Raw genomic sequence first — 19,247 nt, forward strand, 5'->3', positions numbered from 1 at the left:
GGGGGGGGGCGGGCCCGGCGGTTCGGGGGACAGGTGACTACTGCGCTTCCGACGGGGCGGGCACGTCGATTCGTCCGATCTTCTGGGAGACGAGCTCGCCGAACCACAGCGTGCCGTCCTTGCCCGGGTTGATGTCGCACGGGTAGGAGACCGGGCTCGGCGTCGGCCACATGGTGGCTTCCCCGGTCCTCGGGTCGAACTTCAGCACCTGGTTGCCCAGCAGGGCCGGGCTGGCGAAGGCGACCATCGCGTAGATGTTGCCGTCACGGCCCTCGACGACCGGGCCGAGCATCGGCAGCGGGTTGCCGATGCTGCCGATCTCCAGGTTCTTCATCACGCTGGTGAGCAGCCCGTCCGGCCCGAGCAGCGGGTACTCCTTGACCTTGCCGGTCTCCGGGAACACCTGGGCCAAGTTCATGCCGAGGCCCTGGCCGACCCAGATCGTGCCGTCGCGAGCGGTGCGGATGCCGGTCGGCCAGGACAGCGGGGTCGGCATCGTGTACTGCTTGATCTCCTTGGTGTCCACGTCGATGGTGCCGATCTTGTTCATCTGCGGCATGTTGAACACCACGGTGCGGCCGGGACCCGGCTTGATGATGCCGAACAACGAATGCACCTGGCCGCCGATCTCGCCGGGAACCTTGTACCGGGAGAAGGTCTCGGTCTCCGGGTCGAAACGGCCGATCGAGTTCAGCCCGCCCGCGGTGAACCACACGGCGCCGTCCGGGCCGATGGCCACGTCGTTGGACAGCACGGTGCCGACGTTCACCGGAGTCTTGCCGATGGTGGTGCTGAACGCGTTGTTCCACGGCAACGGGAACTGCTTGTACGTGCCCGTGTCGGTGCTGAACCTGATCAAGCTGTTGTTGGTGACGCCGGGCATCCAGTAGTTGCCCTTGTCGTCGATGTCCATCCCGCCGGGCACGGACAGCGGCTGCGGTGTCGGGAACGACTCGTACTCCCCGGTGGCGAGGTCGTACGACGTGATTTCGCTGCTGAGGTACTGCTCGATCCACAACTTGCCGTTGTGGTACTCCACCTCGCACACGCCACCGATCGGCAGGCTGGCGGGCACCGGGCCATACTCCACGATGGGGTTGTCGCCGGCCTGGGGTGCGGCTTCGGCGGCGGGCATGGCCGCCGCGGTGATCGCGCCGACCGCGGCCAGCGCCAGCACGCTCCGACGTGGCTTGGTCAGCAGGCGCTGCTTCGATCTCGTCCTCGAGCTCACAGCGGTTCCTCTCTGCGGTCCTTCCGGTGGCTGGTGCCACACTGGATTGGACCGGAACTCTAATACTAGATATTCGAATGAAGTGATATCGCGGACTGGAGTAATACCCGATCGGGCGAGGCGTGGGGCGAGAGGGTCAACCTGGAGTTGACGGCTGAATGTTCGTCAACTTACGGTTGACGAATGTCGGAAGGATTCCATGGACAACGACCGCACTCCGCGCAAGCGGGTGCCCCGATCGAACTCGACGACCTCGTCGAGCACATCGCGAACGAGCACGACGATCCGCTCGACCGGCTCGCTGCCGCTACCAGGATCTCGAAGGACCTGGAGGATCTCGGCGAACGCGTGGTCACGCACTTCCTGATCGAGGCCCGGCGCGCCGGGGCGTCGTGGCTGCGAATCGGCAAGGCCTTCGGAGTCTCCAAGCAGGCCGTGCAGAAGCGCTTCAAGGCGAAGCTGGCCTTGCAGGAAGCCAAGGCCGATCCGGAAGAGGAGTTCGAGGCGTTCACCCAGCGTGCCTGCAACGTGGTGGCCGCGAGCCGGAAGGCGGCGCGTCAGGCCGGTCATCGCGAGGTCGGCCTCCTGCACCTGGTCCTCGGCATGCTCGCCGAGCCCAAGGGACTGGCCGCGCAGTCCATCACCACCCAGGGCTTCGCGCTCGAGGCGGCCCGGCAGGCCGTGCAAGCCGCGTTGCCTGCGCCCCAGGCCGCCCAGCCACCGGAGCCGGTCCCGTTCTCCGAGCCGGTGCGAAAGATCCTGAAGCAGGCCGTGGAGCTGGCCGCGCCGGAAGCCGGCCTCGGCTATGTCGGGACCGAACACATCATGCTGGCGATGATCGAGCACGCGGCGGGTCAGCGCGTGCTGGTCGAGCTGGGCATCGACCCGCAGGCCGCGAAGACGTTCATCATCGACTACCACAACACCCCGGCGACGCCGAGCTGAGCGGCGGCCGGGCGTTGGAGGTCACAGGGTCCGAATCCGGCGAGCCGTGCCGTGGCGAGCGCTCAGGGTGGCCGGGAGGCGGCCGGGCGGCATGGGGCATTCGTCACCGGACCTCGGCGTCGCGGGGCCTATCGTGGCCGTGTGGCGATCTCACCGGAGTATCTGAACCAGTTCACCGAGCCCGTCGGATATTTGGACCACGCCAGGGTCGGGCCGCTGTCGAAGGCCGTCCGGACCACGGCGGCCAGCTTGCTGGAAGAGCTGGCCAAGCCGGGGCCCGGGACCGTGACCACCCTGCTGAACCGCGAGGCGTCGCGCGCGAAGCAAGCCGTGGCGCGAGCCTGCCGCACCGACGCCGACCACGTCGTGCTGGAGCCCAACACGAGCACCGCGCTGTTCCAGACGGCCTTCAACCTCGCGCGCGGCGAAGTGCTGGTCTCGACCGGTGAGTTCCCGGCGAATCTGTATCCGTGGGTGCGGGCGGAGCAGCTGGGGCTGGCCCGGGTGCGCTGGATGCCGCCCGGACCCGTCACACCGGAGCGGGTCCGGGCGGCCATCACGCCCGAGACGTCGGTGGTGTCGGTGAGCGCGGTCAGCTTCCGCACCGGTTACCGAGCGGATCTGGCGGCTCTGCGTGACGTGGTGGGCGACCGGCTGCTGGTGGTCGACGCCATCCAGGGTTTCGGGGTCGTCGACGAGCCGTGGGAGGTGGCGGACGTCCTGGTCAGCGGCGGGCAGAAGTGGCTGCGGGCCGGTCACGGCACCGGGTTCGCGGTGTTGTCCGACCGAGCGCTGGAGCGGATGCAGCCGGTGTTGTCCGGCTGGACCGGCGCGCGTGACGCCGACGTGTTCGACGACCGGGTGCACGAGCCGCTGCCGACGGCGCAGGCGTGGTCGTTGACCTACCTCAGCCCGGTGTCCGCGGGGATGCTGGCGACCGCTCTGGAGCTGGTCGAGCTCGCCGGGGTAGGCGCCATCGCGGCCCGAATCGAGGAGCGCTTGCGGGAGTTCGACAGTGTGCTCGAGGGCGCGGGAGCGCGCATCGTGTCGGAGCGAGAACGGCGCGCCGGGATCCTGGTGTTCGAGGTGCCTGGCCGTCCGGCACCGAAAGTCGCCGACGCGTTGGCGGCCGAGGGCATCACGGTGTCGGTACGTGGACCCCACGTCCGGTTGTCCGCGCACGCTTCGACCTCACCGGAGGCGGTGAAGATGGTCGAAGCGGCACTGAGCCGCGCCCGCTGAGATCGGGCCACCGCGTTCGGTGCGCCGTGGTCGTCGCTACCGTTGACGTACGGCCACGTCGTGGCCGCCGGACGAGGGAGCCGTACCCGGAGAGCGACAAGACGGCCGGTAGGAGCAGTCGTGGCGTGGTTGGTCCTCGTGCTGTCCGGCGCGCTGGAGTCCGTCTGGGCGGTCGCACTCGGCAAGTCCGCCGGGTTCAGCCGCTTGTGGCCGTCGGTGATCTTCGTCGTCGCACTGGCCGCCAGCATGGCGGGGCTCGCCTACGCGATGCGGTCGATCCCGACCGGAACGGCCTACGCCGTCTGGGTCTCCATCGGGGCGGCGCTGACCGTGATCTTCGGGATGATCACCGGGGACGAAAGCATCAGCTGGCTGCGGATCCTGCTGCTGTGCGGCCTGATCGGCTGCGTCGTCGGGCTCAAGCTCACCCACTGAACGTTCACGACCGCAGCATGACGGCGAGGGCCAGTTCCGGCAGCGCTCGGTCGATGTTCGACAGACCCCGCAGGTGGCTGGTGCGCGACACGTCGTTGACCGTGGTCAGTCCGCCGTGCACGAAGAACCGTGCCTCCGTCTCCGTCAGATCGGACCTGACCTGTTGCAGCAGCCGCACCCACTCGGCAACGTAGTCGCGCTGCAACCGGCGGATCTCGTGTCGCTGCTCGTCGGGGAGGTTCATCACCTCGGTCACCAGGGCGCCGAACAGCTCGTGGTGGCTGAGCGCGAGGTCCACGTAGGAACGCATCGCCAGGCGCATCGCCTCCTCGGCGTCGCCCGCCTGGGCGAGCGCGTGCGACATGCCGAGCTGCAACGTGCTCGCACCCCGGACGAGCGCGGCGACCAGCAGGTCCGACTTGACCGCGAAGTGGTTGTAGACGCTCGCGCTGGCGATCCCGACCGCGGCGCCGATGTCCTCGATGCTGACGTCGTGATAGCCGCGCTCGTGGAACAACCGGATGGCGGCGGCGAGCAGGGACTCCCGGCGGGAACCCGCCGCCAGTCCCGGCGCGGCCGGTGGCGCCGTGCCGACGTGTTCGTCCAGATCTGCCGCCGGGGTGTGGTCGACGACGGTGGTGGCCATGCGGTGCAGCAGCAGGCGGATTCGTTCCGGCTTGGCCGCCGTGGTGTGGTAGGAGAAGCTGGTCAGGACCGCCAGGGTGGCCCAGGCGAGCAGTTCGGCGGCCTGGGCGGACAGCTCCGGCCGGTCCTGCCGCAGCAGGGCGACCAGTCGCCGGATGACCGCGAAGCAGCGTTCGCGGATGGCGGCCCGTTGCTCGTCGCCGACGTGGCGGGATTCCCGTGTCCACAGCACGCCTGCGGGCCGTCGTTCCGTCCCGCTGCGGGCCAGCCGGGCGACGGCGTCCTCGATCGACTCGGCCTCGCCGACGTCGGCGGTGGCACGGTCGAAGACGTCGATGATCGCCGCCGCCAGCAGATCCTGCTTGCTGCGGAAGTGGCGATACAACGCCCCGGCCGTGATGCCCACGGCTGACGCTATCTGTGCTGTGCCGGCCCGGTGGAAGCCTTCCCGGTAGAAGACGTCGGCCGCGGCGGCGACGATCTGCGCCTTCCGGTTCCGGGGCCGCCGGCGGACGCCTTGGTGAGCCCTCGTCACATCTCGCCCCCTCCGACTTCAGCCGCCCGCGGCGTCCGGCGCGGCTGTCGACGTCGACGAGTCTGCCAGATCGACCGGAGATCACCCGAATGGTCGATCTGTTGTCCACGTCATACGACTCGTGATTTACTTATGACTCATCCTAGCACGTAAAAGTGATCGACTCGCTCCATTGAAGACGACCGACAAGTAGCTTGAGGAGTCGGGAATGGCGTTGCCGGCGGTGTTGCGGTCGGGGCTCGAGGTGCCGGTGATCGCCGCGCCCATGACCCGGGTGTCGGGTCCGGAACTGGTCGTCGCGGCCTGTCGAGCCGGCGTCATCGGTGCGTTCCCCACCCACAACGCGCGCGACGCCGACGAGCTGGACGCCTGGTTGCACCGGATCCGGCACGACGTGGCCGAGGGGTCGGGTGCCGCGGCTGCGTTCGCCGCCAACCTCGTGGTGCACCGCAGCAACCATCGCCTGGACGAAGACATGGCGTGCCTGATCCGCCACCGAGTGCCGGTGGTCATCACCAGCGTCGGCTCCCCGGTCCCGGTCGTGGGCCCGCTGCACGACGCCGGTTGCCTGGTGCTCGCCGACGTGGCGACCATGCGGCACGTCGAACGCGCGCTTGCGGCCGGTGTGGACGGACTGGTGCTGCTGACGGCCGGGGCGGGTGGACAGACGGGGTGGTTGAACCCGCTGGCGTTCGTGCGGGCGGTCCGGCGCGAGTTCGCCGGCCCGGTGGTGCTGGCCGGTGGGGTGACCGACGGTGCCACCGTGTTCGCGGCCGAGGTGCTGGGGGCGGACCTGTGTTACATGGGGACCGCCTTCATCGCGACCACCGAGAGCCGGGCGAGCGACGCGTATCGCAATGCCGTGGTCGCGGCAGGCATGGACGACGTCGTGCAGACCACGGCCGCCACCGGCCTGCCGGCCAACCTGCTGCGCTCGTGGTGGGAGCGCCACACGGACCATCTCGGCCGCAGCGACGGGGCGTCCGGCACCTTCACCTTTTCCTCCCTGCTCGGCGACCGCGAACCGTGGGCCGCCGGTCACAGCGTGGCCGGGGTCGACCGGGTGCGCCCGGTCGCCGCACTGGTGGAGAGCGTTCGCAAGGAATATCAGTCGGCCAGAGCCGCCGCGTTCGGCACGATGCCGTGACGCAGGCGGCTCCTCAACGGTGAGGAGTGGTTGTCGTGTCGACATGGGGCAACTTGACCCGGGTGTTCGATCGAGCGTGCGCGTACTACCCGGACCGGACGGCGGTCGTCGAAGGCGACCGGCGCATCACCTACCGGGAAATGAGGGACTGGACCAACCGCATCGCTCACGGACTCGCCGCGCTCGGGGTGGCGCACGGGGAACGGGTGGGCATGCTGCTGCCCAACTCGCTCGAGCTCGTCCCGACGCTGTTCGGCATCTGGCGCCGAGGGGCGACGTTGGTGCAGATGCCGGCTCGCTCCGGAATCGACGACTGGCGCTATTTCCTGCGCGAGTCGCACGCGTCCACGCTGATCTACCACGCCCAGTTCGACTACGCCATCAGCAAGATCAGGGCGGACCTACCCGAGTTGAAGCACCTCGTCCGGCTCGGTTCCCCGGAAGGCGACTCTGCCGTCGAGGCAGCCGACTACGACGACGTTTTCAGCAACCAGCCGACGGACGACTTCTCGGCCATGATCACCCCGGACGACATCGCGTACGTGGCATTCACGTCGGGCACGACCGGGGTGCCGAAAGGAATCATCCAATCGCACCGTTCCTGGTCGCATTACGTCATCACCGCCGGGTTGGAGATCGGCGACACCCGGCCGGGTGAAGTGTTCGCGCACGTCGCTCCGCTGACGCATTTCACTCAGATATTCCTGGTGCCCACGTTCATGCGCGGCGGCACGAACGTCGTCCTACCCGGTTTCGACATCGAGAAGTTCCTCACCACGATCCAGCAGGAAAAGGTCACGGCCACTGCGGTGGTGCCCACGATCCTGTACATGCTGCTGGACTACCCGCGGCTCGGCGACTTCGACCTGAGCTCGTTGCGAACTGTCGTCTACGCCGGCTCGCCCATGGCGCCCGAGCGGCTGCAGCAGGCGCTGGAGGTGTTCGGACCGATCTTCGTGCAGACCTACGCAGGCAGCGAACCGGGGTTCACCACGTGCCTGCGCAAGGAGGAGCACCGGGTCGACAGCGACGAGTGGATCAAGCGGCTCAGCTCCGCGGGCCGGCCGATGTTCCACGTGGACGTGTCGATCCAGGACGAACACGACAACATCCTGCCGCCGGGGGAGATCGGTGAGATCTGCGCGCGGCAGGAAGGCCAGATGGTCAGCTACCTGGACCCGGAGAAGAACGCGGAGGCGATGCGCGGTGGTTGGGTCCACTCCGGCGACATCGGCTACGTCGACGAGGACGGCTACGTCTACATCGTCGACCGCAAGAAGGACATGATCGTCACGGGTGGCATGAACGTCTTCCCCCGGCAGATCGAGGACATCCTGCAGGAGCACCCGGCGGTGGCTCAGTGCGCGGTGATCGGGGTGCCGCACGAGCAGTGGGGCGAAGCGGTCACCGCGTTCGTGGTCCGGCGCGACGGGGCCACGGTGACTGCTGACGAACTCGTCGCGATGGTGAAAGAACGCAAGGGCGGCGCCTGGGCGCCGAAGACCGTGAACTTCGTCGACCAGCTTCCACTCAACGCCTCCGGGAAGGTCGACAAGAAGAAATTGCGCGAGCCGTACTGGGTCGGCCGGACCAGGCAGGTTTCCTGACCGGTAAACCATTCTTTCGGTTCGATTGGCTCGTCATTTCATTTACCCACGGGGGGTATTTGTGTCCATTTTTCGTCGTATGAAACGGTTGGCAACGGCGGTTGCCATCGCCGTTCTCGCATGTGCCGGCACGGTGGCCGCGGTCCATCCTGCGGAAGCCGGTGTGGCGACCGAGGAATACGCCGGCGTCGCTCAATTCGAAACGGTGATCACCGACCGGGAGGGTGACAAACTCAAGGCCTACATCCTGCGGCCGGCGGACGCCCACGGAAAACCGGTCGACGGCAAGTTCCCGGTGATCATGCACTACACGTACTTCCCGGCGATCACCTGGGAACGCACCACCGCCCCGGTCATGCAGCCATTGTGGACGGTGCTCGGGTTCAACCTGGCCGAACGGTTCGACGAGTTCGTTCGCCGCGGTTACGTCGTGGCCCACGTGAGCATGCCCGGTGCTGGCGGTTCGCAGGGGCACTTCACCTGGGACAAGAAGCGGCTCGGCCGATCCGGATACGACGCCGTGGAATGGCTGGCCAAGCAGCCCTGGTCGACCGGGAAGGTCGGCATGTTCGGCGGTTCCGGCAACGGGATCGCCCAGCTGTGGACCGCGGCGGAGAAGCCGCCGCACCTGACCACGATCATCCCGGCGGTCGCGTTCCAGGACTTCTACCGCGACACGATGTACCGGGGAGGTATGCCGGCCGCCGGGGAGGCCGCCCTGATCGCCGGGCTCGCCGCAGGGATCTGGGCGTGGCAGGGCAACGGGATCCCCGACGACGTCGACGAGGCGAACTACCTGCTGGAGACCATGCTCAAGCGGGTCACCGAGCTCAAGGCGCCGCCGCCGTTCCTGCTCGAGTGGTACAGCCACCCCACCAAGGACTCCTACTGGGACAACTTCGTCTACGAGGTGAAGGACATCACCATCCCGGTGTGGTCGTGGGGCAACTGGGACGACCACTTCGTCCTGGGCAACGTGCGCCTGTTCCAGGAGGTCGGCTCGAAGCACAAGATGCTGACGCTGGGCGCCAACGGGCACAGCACCCAGCCCGGCTTCGACCCGATTCACCAGGCACTGCGCTGGTACGACTACTGGCTGAAGGGCAAGCGCGACAACGGCATCGCCGAGGAGATGGCCAACGCGCCGGTCCGCTACTACGTCCGCGGTGCCAACGAATGGCGGACCGCCACCAGCTGGCCGCCGTCCGACGTGGACGTCAAGCGGCTCTACGCCGACGGCGGTGCGCCGCTGAAGCCGGCCACCGGGCGCCTGTCGGAACGGCCGCCGCAAGGCAACGGCGGGTCGGACAGCTACCTCTACACACCGGTGAGCAGCCGGCTCGGTGCGCAGAACGGGTTCCTCAACCAGCGGGTGCCGCTGCTGATGCCACGCAAGCCGATCACCGACGACACGTCCACGCTGCTGGCGTTCAACAATCCGACCGGTCAGATCGATCAGCGGTTGAACGCGGCCGACTCGGTCACCTACGTGGGTCCGGTTCTGGATCGGGACGTCGAGGTCACGGGCGAACCCAAGGTGACCCTGCGGGCGTCCAGCACGGCCACCGACACCGACTGGGTGGTGCGCTTGGTGGACGTCTACCCGGACGGGTCGGTGGTTCCGCAGCCGGGGTACTGGAACCTCGTCGAGACCGGCTGGTTGAAGGGCACGCACCGCAACGGACACCGCAATCCGGTTCCGATTCCCCCGGGCAAGACGGTGACGTATGAGATCGACGTCTGGCCGACGTCCTATCTGTTCAAGAAGGGGCACCGGATCGGCCTGCAGATCGCGTCCGCGGATCCGCGCACACTGCCGAACCTGACCCCCGCGCTCAACACCGTGCATCGCTCCGGCGCGTCGCCCACGTTCGTGGAGGTGCCGGTGCGGCCGCACTAGCCGGAGCGGTTGCCCGCCCTTCGACGGGTGGCGGTGCCGGCAAGGCGTTCGGTGCCCAGGGGTGCGGAAGGTCGCCCAGCCGGGGCCGGGTCGTCGGTGCGCGTCGACCCGGCCACCGGGCGGGTCGTGGTGCGGTCCGGTACGCCGGGCCACCCGCACTCGGGCGCCGAGCGCCTCGATCCGGACGACCGCCGACGCCGTCGGTCCGACGCGTCGACGGTGTCGGCGGTCGTGGTCCTGTTGCTAACGGCCGTGGTGTTGCGGGCCGGGGTGTCCGGGTGGTGTGTACGCCCGTCGACGGCGCCCGGGTCGGCATCACCTGCGGGGCGGGCAGGGCTTTCGTGGTCTGCCGTGGTGTTGCGGGCCGGAGTGTCCGGGTGGTGGTGCACGCTCGTCGTCTGCCGCGGCACCACGAACCGGGGCGACCGGCGTGCCCTTTGTCGGTGATGCCGAACGGGTGGCCCCACCGGTCGCCGTGCCGGTCGTTCCGCCGGGCGCCCGACTGGACGTCCATCGGCCGCGGCTCGGGAGCCGCTGATGGAGCCGAGCGCTGCCGACGTGGCGCACCCGGCTCGCCTGATGCTCGGGTTCGCCGGTGAGGCGGTGCCCCGTGGTGCCGTGAGCAAGGGTCAGCCCGGGCCTTGGCTGAGGGAGCGAACCAGGCCCGGGCTGGGGTCGAAGGATCATCACGAGCCTCGCGGAGCACGCGCGCGGGAGGGAGCGCTGTCGGGGGAAGTCGGTGGTGGAGGCTGCGGTCGTTGGGGCTGGGGCGTTCAGCCGGCTACCTAGCGCTGCGGCGTCCAGTCGGCCGAGGCCGACGAGGCGAAGATCTTGGCGAGAACGGCGTCCAGGTCGAGGTAGTCCGTCTCGGCGCCACGCGGGACCAAGGCGGTGCTACCGGCGGCGAAGGCCGCGACCTCGCTGCGGGGGAAGCGGATCTGCGCCCGGCCGTCGGGCGAGCTGATGTGGACGCACAGCTTGTCGTCCTCGCTGTGGATGTGGACGTCGCCTTTGCCGGACGGGACACCGTCCAAGGCGTCCAGCAGCAAGTCCCGCGCGAAGCACCACGTCTGGGTGGGGAACACCATCCACAGTGCGTACGGGTCTTCCGGGCTGTACCGGAACTGGACGTCCATGGGCCGCGGCGTGGACCCGTTGACCGTGACCTGCGCGTCGAGGGTTTTGCGGATGTCGTGCTCGAAGATCATTGGTGGCTCCGGACGAAGTCGTTGTCGGCGGCAGGGGTGCCGCACAAGACAAAGTTCGCGGATCGTTGTCAAGAAATCAGGCGTGCTGGCCCTTCGACTTCGCGTGCCATCCCGCTTGATGTGCGCGGGACTTCCCTCGGCCGCATGAGGGGATCCCCACCGGCGGAGGGTTTGCCCGGGTGCTCGGTACGGGTGTCGGAAGATCCTCCGTCGCAAGACTTTCCCCAGCTCAGCGGCCGTCGGTTGGGCGGACGGGAGTAGCTGATCGATCGGCGGGCTCGCCGGTAGGGATGTCCCCCGACGACCGATCGTTGGCCGTCGGCAGGCAGTGGAGGGCCGTGCTCGGGTCAGCTGTCGTCACGCTGGATCATGGGCGCCGTATGACGCGGCGCTGACGAACTCGGCAGCACCCATTGCTGCGGCGAAGCGGGGTCGTCGAGCCAGATCTTGTGAGTGCCGTCCGGTTCGACGGTGATGCCGTATCGCTCCGCGGCGGGGCGTCCTTTTCCTTCCCACCACCGGTAGGCATCGTCGACCTCGTCCCACAAGCGTCGCGGTCCGAACTGCTGCACACGCCACGGATGATGGTCGCGAAGCATCGTGACCCGCGCCCACGACCGTGTGCGGACATCGTGGAGCTCGATGTGCCGGCGGTTTGTGGAGACGTCTTCGACGGTGTAGTAGCAGTGGGGCACCCGCAGCCCGATAGTGAACGCTGCGTGCGTGAACTCCACCATCTCGAACAGCTCACGTGCCGTCCGTTCGGTCGACGACACGTGGGCGGAGGCCAGCTCTTCTTCGCTCGGGTCCACGAAATCGCGGCGTTGGCTGCGCACCCGCATGAAGGTCAGGTTGCGACCGCATCGGCCAACGGCTGACCCGTCGTCGCGCGTCGTCAGTCGGGTCAGGGCGTCGTCGCCGAAGTCGGTTCCCCATGGCGTGACGATGACGCCGCCCGGTCGTGTTTGCTGGATCCACATACGCGGGATCCGCGCCACGGAGGCGGTGCTGATGATGCGGTCGTACGGTGTCCCAGGCGAATAGCCGAGGGTTCCGTCGCCGACGATCACCTGCACCCGGTGGCCCGTTCTTCCGAGAGCTTGACAAGCGTGGTCAGCTACCGCAGGGTCGATCTCAATCGACGTGACTTTCCCGCGCTCGCCCACGCGTTCGGCCAAGAGCGCGGCGTTCCATCCGGTCCCGGTGCCGATCTCCAGCACGCGGTGGCCGGGGCGAACATCCAGCGCCTCAAGCATGGCGGCGACGATGGACGGCTGGCTGCACGAACTCGTCGGCCGCAATCCGACCTGCTCGGCTGTGGTCGCGCCGTCGTCCACCTGCGTGACGATGGGCACGTCGGAGTCGACCAGCGCTCGCCACTCAGACTCTGACTTTTCGCGCGCGATCGCAACGAATCCGTCGCTGCGGGGATCATCCACCCACACGAGCGACGGGACAAAAGCGTCACGCGGAACCGTAAGAACGTCGCGCCAGTCGCGCATCAGTCCCACCTACTTGTCGTTGGTGGACTCGTCGCCATTCTCATGCTTGTTCTGGTCGCATTTGTCGCCCCAATTCTCCCAGCGATCAGGCTGCGGGACACCGTGACCGTCACGGTCTTTGTCGTGTTTTCCCAACGACTTGTCTCCCCTCCAGTCGTCGAACACCGCGGGACGACCGTGTCGGCACCGCGGTCAGGTGGATCACCGGCGATGTGGCTTCGGCACTGAGTGAGACGCCGTCCGTAAGGAAACCAGCGGCCTGACGGCAGCCAGGTGTGAGTGCGAGGGCGGGTAGCCCGAGGGTGACGAGAGGAAGCAGTGCGGCCAGTCGGGACGGCCATCGTGCCGCCTCGGCCCCGGTGCGTCCCCAGATCCGCTGGTCAGGTACCCTCGTGCGCGGAGGATTGGCCGAGCGGCCTAAGGCGCACGATTGGAAATCGTGTTGGGTGTAACAGCCCTCACGGGTTCGAATCCCGTATCCTCCGCCAGTGGCCAGCACGAACGCCGGACAGCCCGGACGCGGGCGGTCCGGCGTTCGGCTTTCCGGGCTTGGCGCGACGCCAGCAGTCGTCGTTCGTCCCCGCAGGGACGATGACATCGGTCCGCTCGCAGACATCCTCGTCCGCGTACATGAACGGGATGGGTATCCGGTCGAAGGCGTCGATGATCCGATCGCGTGGTTGCGCGCCCCGAACGAGCTGGGCAGCTGGACGGCCGAGTGGGATGGTGTGCCGGTCGGGCACGTGATGCTCCTGCGCGCCATGGCGTCCGACGATGTGGTGCGATCGTGGCGCGGACGAACCGGTCGGGACATTTCCCGGCTGGCCATCCTGGCGCGGCTGTTCGTGGACCCGGCCGCCCGCAGGCTCGGTGCGGGCAGGCGGCTGGTGACTGACGCGCTGAGCCATGCGTCCGGGCTCGGTTGTTCCGTGGCGCTGGACGTCATGATGAAGGACCAAGCCGCAATCCGGCTCTACGAGAGTCTTGGTGCACAGCACTTGGGCGGCGTCTGCCACCACTACGGCGAGGGGCAGGCCGAGCCCGCTGCCGTCTACGCATGGCTGGACGGCGTACCGGGGAACCGGGCGCAGGCACGCCGCCCATGACGAAATGGCCCGTGCGTGCAGGGGCCGTCGGGGCGACACCCGATCTGCGGTCACCGGCGCCGCAAACGGCCCCTGCGTGCAGAGGCCGCCGGGGCGGGCTGTGTTCCCTGGCAGGCTGGGCTGGTAGCTCGACCGCGCAGGGTCAGCGGTCGACCAGGATCTTGCCCTTGTCGGCGTACCGGCGCTGCGCCGCGGAGGCGTAGTTCTCCTCGACCAGGGCGATCTCCTCGGCGTTCGGCACGGCGTTGGTGCAGTCGACACCGGCCGTGCTTCCGGACATCAGGCTCGAGCACGGGCCCGGCTTCATGTCCGGTAGGCCGAGGCTGTGGCCGAATTCGTGCGCTGCGATGCGGACGACGTGGTGCCCCTGGTCGACGGCTTCCTTGCCCATCCAGACCGTCAGGTGCTCGCCGGGCATCGCCGGGCCCAACTCGGCGCGCGGCCAGCCCGGGTCGGCAACGAACGTGACTTCCGCGTCGTCGCCCGGGTCCGCCTCGTCGATCTGCACGTTCTCCAGGTGTTCGTTCCAGATCGCGATGGCCCGGGTGATGGCGTCGTAGTACTCGGGGGCCCGGCTGGCGTCGTAGGTGATGGTGATCGGCGCGCGGGGGGTTGGCGCCTGGCCGGCCGGCGCGGCGGTGGCCGTGGGCGCGGTGGCCAGCAGCGGCAGGATCATGGCTGCCGCGGCGACGAGCGTGCGTATCGATGTGCGAGCGACCATGCCTTCCTCGCTTTCCCGGTGAGACGACTAGGCACGACAACCGACGGCAACCATCTCCTCCGGGGTAGCACCCGCACGATGCCGCCGACCACGTTCTTTCGTCGGGCAGTCCGCCCTGGCCGGTACGCATTGCGACATCAACCGCTCACGCGGGCAGCAACCGACTTCCGCCGGAAACGACGAAGCCGGAGCCCGCATGGTGCGAGCCCCGGCTTCGTCGTGACGCTCTACTCGTCGTCCGGCAGCGCGTGGTCGGCCTTTCCGGGGTTCGGGTCCCGGCTCAGGTCGATCAGCGGGTGGCGCTCCGCGCCTTCGGGCAGCGCGTGGTCCGCCACCCCGGGCGTGGGGTCACGGGTCAGATCGATGTGCTCGCGCCCGGTCGGCTTGTCGCTCATGAGCTCCCTCCAGTTCCGTCGACCACGGCAACCCTAGCCGCCTACTTCCTCCCGCCCGGCTTGAGGCGCACCACCGCCGGGTCGTGGTCGCTGGTCTGGTCGTGGAACTCGGCGTTGATGTGCACGATGTCGAACGCCACCGACTTGAACCCGCGCGAGGTCAGGATGTGGTCCAGCACCTGCGACTTGCCGTCGAAGACGTACGTGTAGCGCTCCTCCGGCGGCAGGATCTCCACCAGGTCGGTGAGGGCCCGGTCCTTGGTGAGCACCCGCAGGGTCGGCGAGAACGAGAAGTCGTTCAGATCGCCGGCGACCACGATGCTGGCGAACGGGTCACGCCGCTGGATCTCGTCCACGAATGCCCGCACCGCCTTCGCCTGCTCGATGCGCTGCTCTTCGGACACCCGCGCAGGTGGCTGGAAGCGTCCGTGCACCGGCTGGTCGCCGCCCTTGGAGGCGAAGTGATTGGCCACCACGAACACGGTCTTGCCCCGGAACCGGAACTCCCCGGCCAGCGGCTTGCGGCTGTCGGTGAACGCGGGGTTGTTCGGGTCGATCCGGCCGGGCGAGATCGACAGCCGTGGCTTCTTCCCGCCGACCACCCGCACCGGCGTGGTGGCGTCACCGCCGGGCCGGTCGACGAACGTGACCCGCTTCGGGTTGAACAGGAACGCCACCCGGATGTTGCCGCCGGGCTCACCGCCGTCGGCCAGGTCCACCGGATCGATCTGCCGCCATGCGTACCGCGGGCCGCCTGCCGCCACGATGGCGTCGACGAACTTGTTCAACGTCTGGTCCGCGGCGACGACTCCGTCACCGACCCCCTGGGGACCGTTGTTGTCCTGGACTTCTTCCAGCGTCACGATGTCCGGCTCGGCCAGGTTCTCCACGATCCCCTTCGCCAGCGCGTCGAACTTGGCCTGGTCGTCGGACGGATCCAGGTTCTCCACGTTGTAGCTGGCCACCGCCAGCTCGTTGGGTCGCTGTTTGCGGGTGACTTCCCGCTGCAGGCCGCCCGGCTCGACCTCGCCCAGCTCGGTCGCCATCAGCGTGTAGCCGCCGAACTGGTCGTACTCGATCACCCCCGAGGTCTCCCCGGCGAGTGTGTCGCCGGTGTCGGCCTCGGGGAACGGCCGCTCGGCGAACGGGATCAGCGACTCGATCTTCAGCACCCCGGTCGGGTCGGCGTCGTAGCCGGTGTACCGGACCCCGCCGCGGGCGCTCCGGTACTTGTCGGGTTCGGTGGTGACGAACAACTCGTTGTACGCCGTGGTCGGCCCGACGATCGGCACGTCGAACACAGCGACCCGCATGCCCTCCCGGCTCTCCCAGAAGTCCAGGGCGTAGCGGTCGGGTCGCAGTGCGAACGGCTCGATCGAACCGCCCGGCTTCGCGGTCAGCGTGGCGGGCACGGTGCCCGGGGTGATCTTCTCCGCCTCCGGCAGGTCGTTGCCGGACGACGTGACCGTCCAGCTGGCGTCGACCAACTCGGTGGTCGACTGGAACGGCGAATCGCTCGGGTTCGTGGGATAGAACTCCTTCACTGTGCCGGACACCGTCACCGCGTCGCCGACTCGCACGTTCGGCGTGGCACTGCCGGTGAACACGAACAAGCCCTCGGACGTGCGGGGGTCGCCGTCGCCCGTGGGGTCCTGGAACCAGAATCCGCGTGCCGACCCGAACGAACGGATCGCGGTGACGATGCCGCTGACGCCGGTGACCTGTTTGCCGTCGAAGGGCGAAACCCGGGTGATGCCCTGGATCTCCGCGATCGTGGCCTGGGTCGGCTGGGTAGCCGCCGTCGCGGGTACGGCCACCCCGATCGCGGTCAGGGCGACGAGCGAGGCGGCGGACAGCGCCACGATCCGTGCGCGCCTACGTCCGGTGAGAGTCACGGTGATCCCCTGTTCGTCATGCCGATGTGACGGCGTGATCGTCCCCCAAAAGGTTGATCAAGGGAAGACCGTGACGCCCTCGCGCGGGGGATCGGCCAGCACGCAGCGGCCCACCCGGATCGGCGCGCAGGCGGCTGGCTGCCCGGGATTGGCTCGCAGGTGGCCGGTTATCCGGGGATTGGCTCGCGGGTGGCTGGCTGCCCGGGGCCAGCTCCCGGTGGCTGGTTATCCGGGATCAGTCCGCAGGCCGTCGGCCGCCCGGGGTCAGCCCGCACACCGCCGACCCACGGCGGGTCCCGCGAAGGATCGACTCCCGATGGTCAGCCGCAGACGGCGCCGTCGGCGGCCGAGCCGACCAGCTTGGCGTACTTGGCCAGCACGCCGGAGGTGTAGCGCGGCTTGCGCGGCTGCCAGTTCGCCTTGCGGCGGGCCAGCTCCTCCTCGTCCACCAGCACGTCCAGCGTGCGGGCGTCGAGGTCCAGCCGGATCCGGTCGCCGTCCTGCACCAGCGCGATCGGGCCGCCGTGCGCGGCTTCCGGGGCGACGTGGCCGATGCACGGGCCGTGCGTGGCGCCGGAGAACCGGCCGTCGGTGATCAACAGCACGTCCGCGCCCAGGCCGGCGCCCTTGATGGCCGCGGTGACCGCAAGCATCTCGCGCATGCCGGGCCCGCCCGCCGGGCCCTCGTAGCGGATGACCACCGCGTCGCCCGGCTTGATCTGGCCGGCTTCCAACGCGGGCATCACGTCGGCTTCGTCGTCGAACACGCGCGCGGTGCCTTCCATGACCCGCGCGGGCAGCGACGCGCTCTTCACGACCGCGCCCTCCGGGGCGAGCGAGCCGCGCAGGATGGTCAGGCCGCCCGTGCTGGCCAGCGGCTTCGACATGGCCGCGATGATCTTGCCGTCCGGGTCCGGCGGGTCGATGTCGGCCAGGTTCTCGGCCATCGTCTTGCCGGTCACGGTCAGCGTGTCGCCGTGCAGCAGGCCGGCGTCCAGCAGCGCCTTCATCACCACCGGCAGGCCGCCGATCTTGTCGATGTCGCTCATCACGTACCGGCCGAACGGCTTGACGTCGGCCAGCAACGGGGTGCGCTCACCGATCCGGTTGAAGTCGTCGATGGACAGGTCGACCTCGGCCTCGCGGGCGATGGCGAGCAGGTGCAGCACGGCGTTGGTCGACCCGCCGAGCGCGGTGACCACGGTGATGGCGTTCTCGAACGCCTCGCGGGTCAGGATCTGCCGCGCGGTGATGCCCTTGCGGAGCATGCCCACGACCGCTTCACCGCTGCGCTTGGCGTATTCGTCGCGGCGCCGGTCCACCGCGGGCGGCGCCGCGCTGCCGGGCAGCGACATGCCCAGCGCCTCGGCCGCGGAAGCCATGGTGTTGGCGGTGAACATGCCACCGCAGGCGCCCTCGCCCGGGCAGGCGTGGCGCTCGATCTCGTCGAGCTCTTCCCGGGTGATCCGGCCGAGCGCGCACGCGCCGACGCCTTCGAAGGCGTCCTGGATGGTGATGTCGTTGCCGTTGAGGTTGCCGGGCAGGATCGATCCCGCGTACAGGAACACCGAAGCCAGGTCGAGCCGCGCGGCGGCCATCAGCATGCCGGGCAGCGACTTGTCGCAGCCGGCCAGCAGCACCGAGCCGTCCAGCCGTTCCGCGTGCATCACGCACTCCACCGAGTCGGCGATGATCTCCCGGCTGACCAGCGACGAGCGCATGCCCTCGTGGCCCATCGAGATGCCGTCGGAAACCGAGATGGTGCCGAACTCCAGCGGGAAGCCGCCCGCCGCGCGCACGCCTTCCTTGGCGCCCTTGGCGAGCCGCTGCAGGGACAGGTTGCACGGGGTGATCTCGTTCCACGAGGACGCGATGCCGATCTGCGGCTTGTCCCAGTCCTCGTCGGTCATGCCAACGGCGCGGAGCATGGCGCGCGCCGGCGCCCGCTCGTATCCGCTGGTGACCTCGTGGCTGCGTGGCTTGATGTTCACCTCTGGCTGGCCCTGCTCACCCATGCAGGTCATGGTCGCAAATCGGTCAGCAGCCGTGACAGCCAGGTCTGGCGAACATGGGCAGGCAGGCCCGTGGGGCCGGACGGTCACGCCGTCCCGGCAACCGCCCGGTCGCGCACGTCACCCGCTGCGCCGATTCTTGTCTGCCCGGCGATCGTCGACAATCCGACCATGGCGACGAACGTTCCCGCGCCGCGACGAGGTCGTGCCGCCGATCTGCCCGTGGACATACAGGTGCGCGGCCTGCGGGACGAGGACTGGCCCGCCGTGCTTCGCATCTACGGAGAAGGCATCGCCACGGGGATCGCGACGTTCGACACCGTGGTGCCCAGCAGGGCTTCGTTCGACGCACGCTGGCTTCCCGGGCACCGGTGGGTGGCCGAGATCGACGGCGAGGTCGCCGGCTGGGCCGTGTTGAGCCCGGTGTCGAGCCGCGAGTGCTACGCCGGTGTCGCCGAGAGCTCCGTCTACGTCGCCGAGGCTCACCGCGGGCGCGGGGTCGGCAAGACACTGATCGGACACCAGATGGCCGAGGCCGACCGGGCGGGCCTGTGGACGCTGCAGGCCGCCATCATGGCGGCGAACAAGGCCAGCATCGCGCTGTACCACTCGGCGGGCTATCGAACCGTCGGCGTCCGGGAACGGATTGCGCAGCTGAACGGCGTCTGGCACGACACCGTGCTGCTGGAACGCCGATCCGGCGTCGTCTAGGTCAGCGGCG

The 19,247-nt window shown here is 68.8% G+C and carries 14 protein-coding genes, 1 tRNA gene, 2 pseudogenes and 1 riboswitch; of the genes and pseudogenes, 9 read left to right on the forward strand and 8 right to left on the reverse strand.

Annotated elements, in window-relative coordinates; translation table 11 throughout:
• Window positions 1-37 precede the first annotated feature (37 nt).
• The gene (locus CXP56_RS05545) at window positions 38-1,231 is read right to left on the reverse strand and encodes a Vgb family protein (protein ID WP_156899293.1); all 1,194 of its coding nucleotides are present in this window, start codon (window positions 1,229-1,231) and stop codon (window positions 38-40) included.
• A gap of 183 nt (window positions 1,232-1,414) precedes the next feature.
• Here CXP56_RS05545 and CXP56_RS05550 point away from each other — a divergent pair, with 183 nt between their 5' ends.
• The 3 genes and pseudogenes from CXP56_RS05550 (at window position 1,415) to CXP56_RS05560 (ending at window position 3,853) form a co-directional block, all read left to right on the forward strand.
• Window positions 1,415-2,176: a Clp protease N-terminal domain-containing protein gene (locus tag CXP56_RS05550; RefSeq protein ID WP_051310332.1), complete on the forward strand. Its 762-nt coding sequence runs from the start codon at window positions 1,415-1,417 to the stop codon at window positions 2,174-2,176.
• Between the two features lie 141 nt (window positions 2,177-2,317).
• Window positions 2,318-3,403, forward strand: a pseudogene (locus CXP56_RS05555) (aminotransferase class V-fold PLP-dependent enzyme); the annotation flags it as partial.
• Window positions 3,404-3,465: 62 nt separating this feature from the next.
• Window positions 3,466-3,528, forward strand: a riboswitch (guanidine-III (ykkC-III) riboswitch).
• 10 nt (window positions 3,529-3,538) lie between these two features.
• Entirely contained in the window at window positions 3,539-3,853 is a 315-nt protein-coding gene (locus CXP56_RS05560) for a DMT family transporter (protein WP_028848381.1), read from the forward strand.
• 4 nt (window positions 3,854-3,857) lie between these two features.
• Here CXP56_RS05560 and CXP56_RS05565 read toward each other — a convergent pair whose 3' ends face one another.
• On the reverse strand, window positions 3,858-5,033 hold the full coding sequence (locus CXP56_RS05565) for a TetR/AcrR family transcriptional regulator (protein WP_286900198.1): 1,176 nt from the start codon (window positions 5,031-5,033) through the stop codon (window positions 3,858-3,860).
• Window positions 5,034-5,241: 208 nt separating this feature from the next.
• On the opposite strand from CXP56_RS05565, the gene CXP56_RS05570 reads away from it, so the two are divergent.
• The 3 genes from CXP56_RS05570 (at window position 5,242) to CXP56_RS05580 (ending at window position 9,687) form a co-directional block, all read left to right on the forward strand.
• Window positions 5,242-6,180 (forward strand): NAD(P)H-dependent flavin oxidoreductase, encoded by a 939-nt coding sequence (locus CXP56_RS05570; protein WP_028848382.1) that lies wholly within the window; start codon window positions 5,242-5,244, stop codon window positions 6,178-6,180.
• Between the two features lie 35 nt (window positions 6,181-6,215).
• Window positions 6,216-7,787, forward strand: coding sequence for an acyl-CoA synthetase (locus CXP56_RS05575; protein WP_286900202.1), 1,572 nt, complete (start codon window positions 6,216-6,218; stop codon window positions 7,785-7,787).
• A gap of 79 nt (window positions 7,788-7,866) precedes the next feature.
• Window positions 7,867-9,687 carry a CocE/NonD family hydrolase gene (locus tag CXP56_RS05580; RefSeq protein WP_286900203.1) on the forward strand — a complete coding sequence of 607 codons (1,821 nt, stop codon included), beginning with the start codon at window positions 7,867-7,869 and terminating at the stop codon, window positions 9,685-9,687.
• A gap of 785 nt (window positions 9,688-10,472) precedes the next feature.
• Here the strand turns inward: CXP56_RS05580 and CXP56_RS05585 are convergent.
• Both CXP56_RS05585 and CXP56_RS05590 read right to left on the reverse strand, forming a co-directional pair.
• Entirely contained in the window at window positions 10,473-10,895 is a 423-nt protein-coding gene (locus CXP56_RS05585; protein WP_286900205.1) for an SsgA family sporulation/cell division regulator, read from the reverse strand.
• A 347-nt stretch (window positions 10,896-11,242) separates the two neighbouring features.
• A complete protein-coding gene (locus CXP56_RS05590) occupies window positions 11,243-12,397 on the reverse strand; it encodes a methyltransferase domain-containing protein (RefSeq protein WP_156899295.1) in 1,155 nt (384 codons plus the stop codon).
• 398 nt (window positions 12,398-12,795) lie between these two features.
• Between CXP56_RS05590 and CXP56_RS05595 the strand changes: the two genes are divergently transcribed.
• Together CXP56_RS05595 and CXP56_RS05600 are read left to right on the forward strand one after the other, a co-directional pair.
• Window positions 12,796-12,885: transfer RNA gene (locus CXP56_RS05595), tRNA-Ser, on the forward strand.
• A complete protein-coding gene (locus CXP56_RS05600; RefSeq protein ID WP_286900208.1) occupies window positions 12,886-13,503 on the forward strand; it encodes a GNAT family N-acetyltransferase in 618 nt (205 codons plus the stop codon). It abuts the tRNA gene before it with no gap.
• A 142-nt stretch (window positions 13,504-13,645) separates the two neighbouring features.
• Here CXP56_RS05600 and CXP56_RS05605 read toward each other — a convergent pair whose 3' ends face one another.
• The 4 genes from CXP56_RS05605 to ilvD all read right to left on the reverse strand — a co-directional run bounded on the left by CXP56_RS05605 (window position 13,646) and on the right by ilvD (window position 18,529).
• Entirely contained in the window at window positions 13,646-14,224 is a 579-nt protein-coding gene (locus CXP56_RS05605) for a snapalysin family zinc-dependent metalloprotease (RefSeq protein ID WP_028848385.1), read from the reverse strand.
• A 227-nt stretch (window positions 14,225-14,451) separates the two neighbouring features.
• Entirely contained in the window at window positions 14,452-14,619 is a 168-nt protein-coding gene (locus CXP56_RS05610; protein ID WP_156899297.1) for a hypothetical protein, read from the reverse strand.
• A gap of 41 nt (window positions 14,620-14,660) precedes the next feature.
• Entirely contained in the window at window positions 14,661-16,514 is a 1,854-nt protein-coding gene (locus tag CXP56_RS05615; protein ID WP_286900210.1) for a DUF8508 domain-containing protein, read from the reverse strand.
• A 320-nt stretch (window positions 16,515-16,834) separates the two neighbouring features.
• Window positions 16,835-18,529 (reverse strand): dihydroxy-acid dehydratase, encoded by a 1,695-nt coding sequence (gene ilvD / locus CXP56_RS05620; RefSeq protein WP_028848387.1) that lies wholly within the window; start codon window positions 18,527-18,529, stop codon window positions 16,835-16,837.
• 210 nt (window positions 18,530-18,739) lie between these two features.
• Between ilvD and CXP56_RS05625 the strand changes: the two are divergent.
• Window positions 18,740-19,237 (forward strand): annotated as a pseudogene (locus CXP56_RS05625) (GNAT family N-acetyltransferase); the annotation flags it as partial.
• Between the last annotated feature and the right edge of the window lie 10 nt (window positions 19,238-19,247).

The organism is Thermocrispum sp., from assembly GCF_002919275.1.
GTDB lineage: Bacteria > Actinomycetota > Actinomycetes > Mycobacteriales > Pseudonocardiaceae > Thermocrispum > Thermocrispum agreste.

Bases quoted from the DNA above. Each gene is read 5' to 3' on its own strand.
- CXP56_RS05605 (WP_028848385.1), bottom strand. From the start codon at position 14,224: ATGGTCGCTCGCACATCGATACGCACGCTCGTCGCCGCGGCAGCCATG.
- CXP56_RS05550 (WP_051310332.1), top strand. From the start codon at position 1,415: ATGTCGGAAGGATTCCATGGACAACGACCGCACTCCGCGCAAGCGGGT.
- CXP56_RS05570 (WP_028848382.1), top strand. From the start codon at position 5,242: ATGGCGTTGCCGGCGGTGTTGCGGTCGGGGCTCGAGGTGCCGGTGATC.
- CXP56_RS05610 (WP_156899297.1), bottom strand. From the start codon at position 14,619: ATGAGCGACAAGCCGACCGGGCGCGAGCACATCGATCTGACCCGTGAC.
- CXP56_RS05590 (WP_156899295.1), bottom strand. From the start codon at position 12,397: ATGCGCGACTGGCGCGACGTTCTTACGGTTCCGCGTGACGCTTTTGTC.
- CXP56_RS05585 (WP_286900205.1), bottom strand. From the start codon at position 10,895: ATGATCTTCGAGCACGACATCCGCAAAACCCTCGACGCGCAGGTCACG.
- CXP56_RS05580 (WP_286900203.1), top strand. From the start codon at position 7,867: ATGAAACGGTTGGCAACGGCGGTTGCCATCGCCGTTCTCGCATGTGCC.
- ilvD (WP_028848387.1), bottom strand. From the start codon at position 18,529: ATGGGTGAGCAGGGCCAGCCAGAGGTGAACATCAAGCCACGCAGCCAC.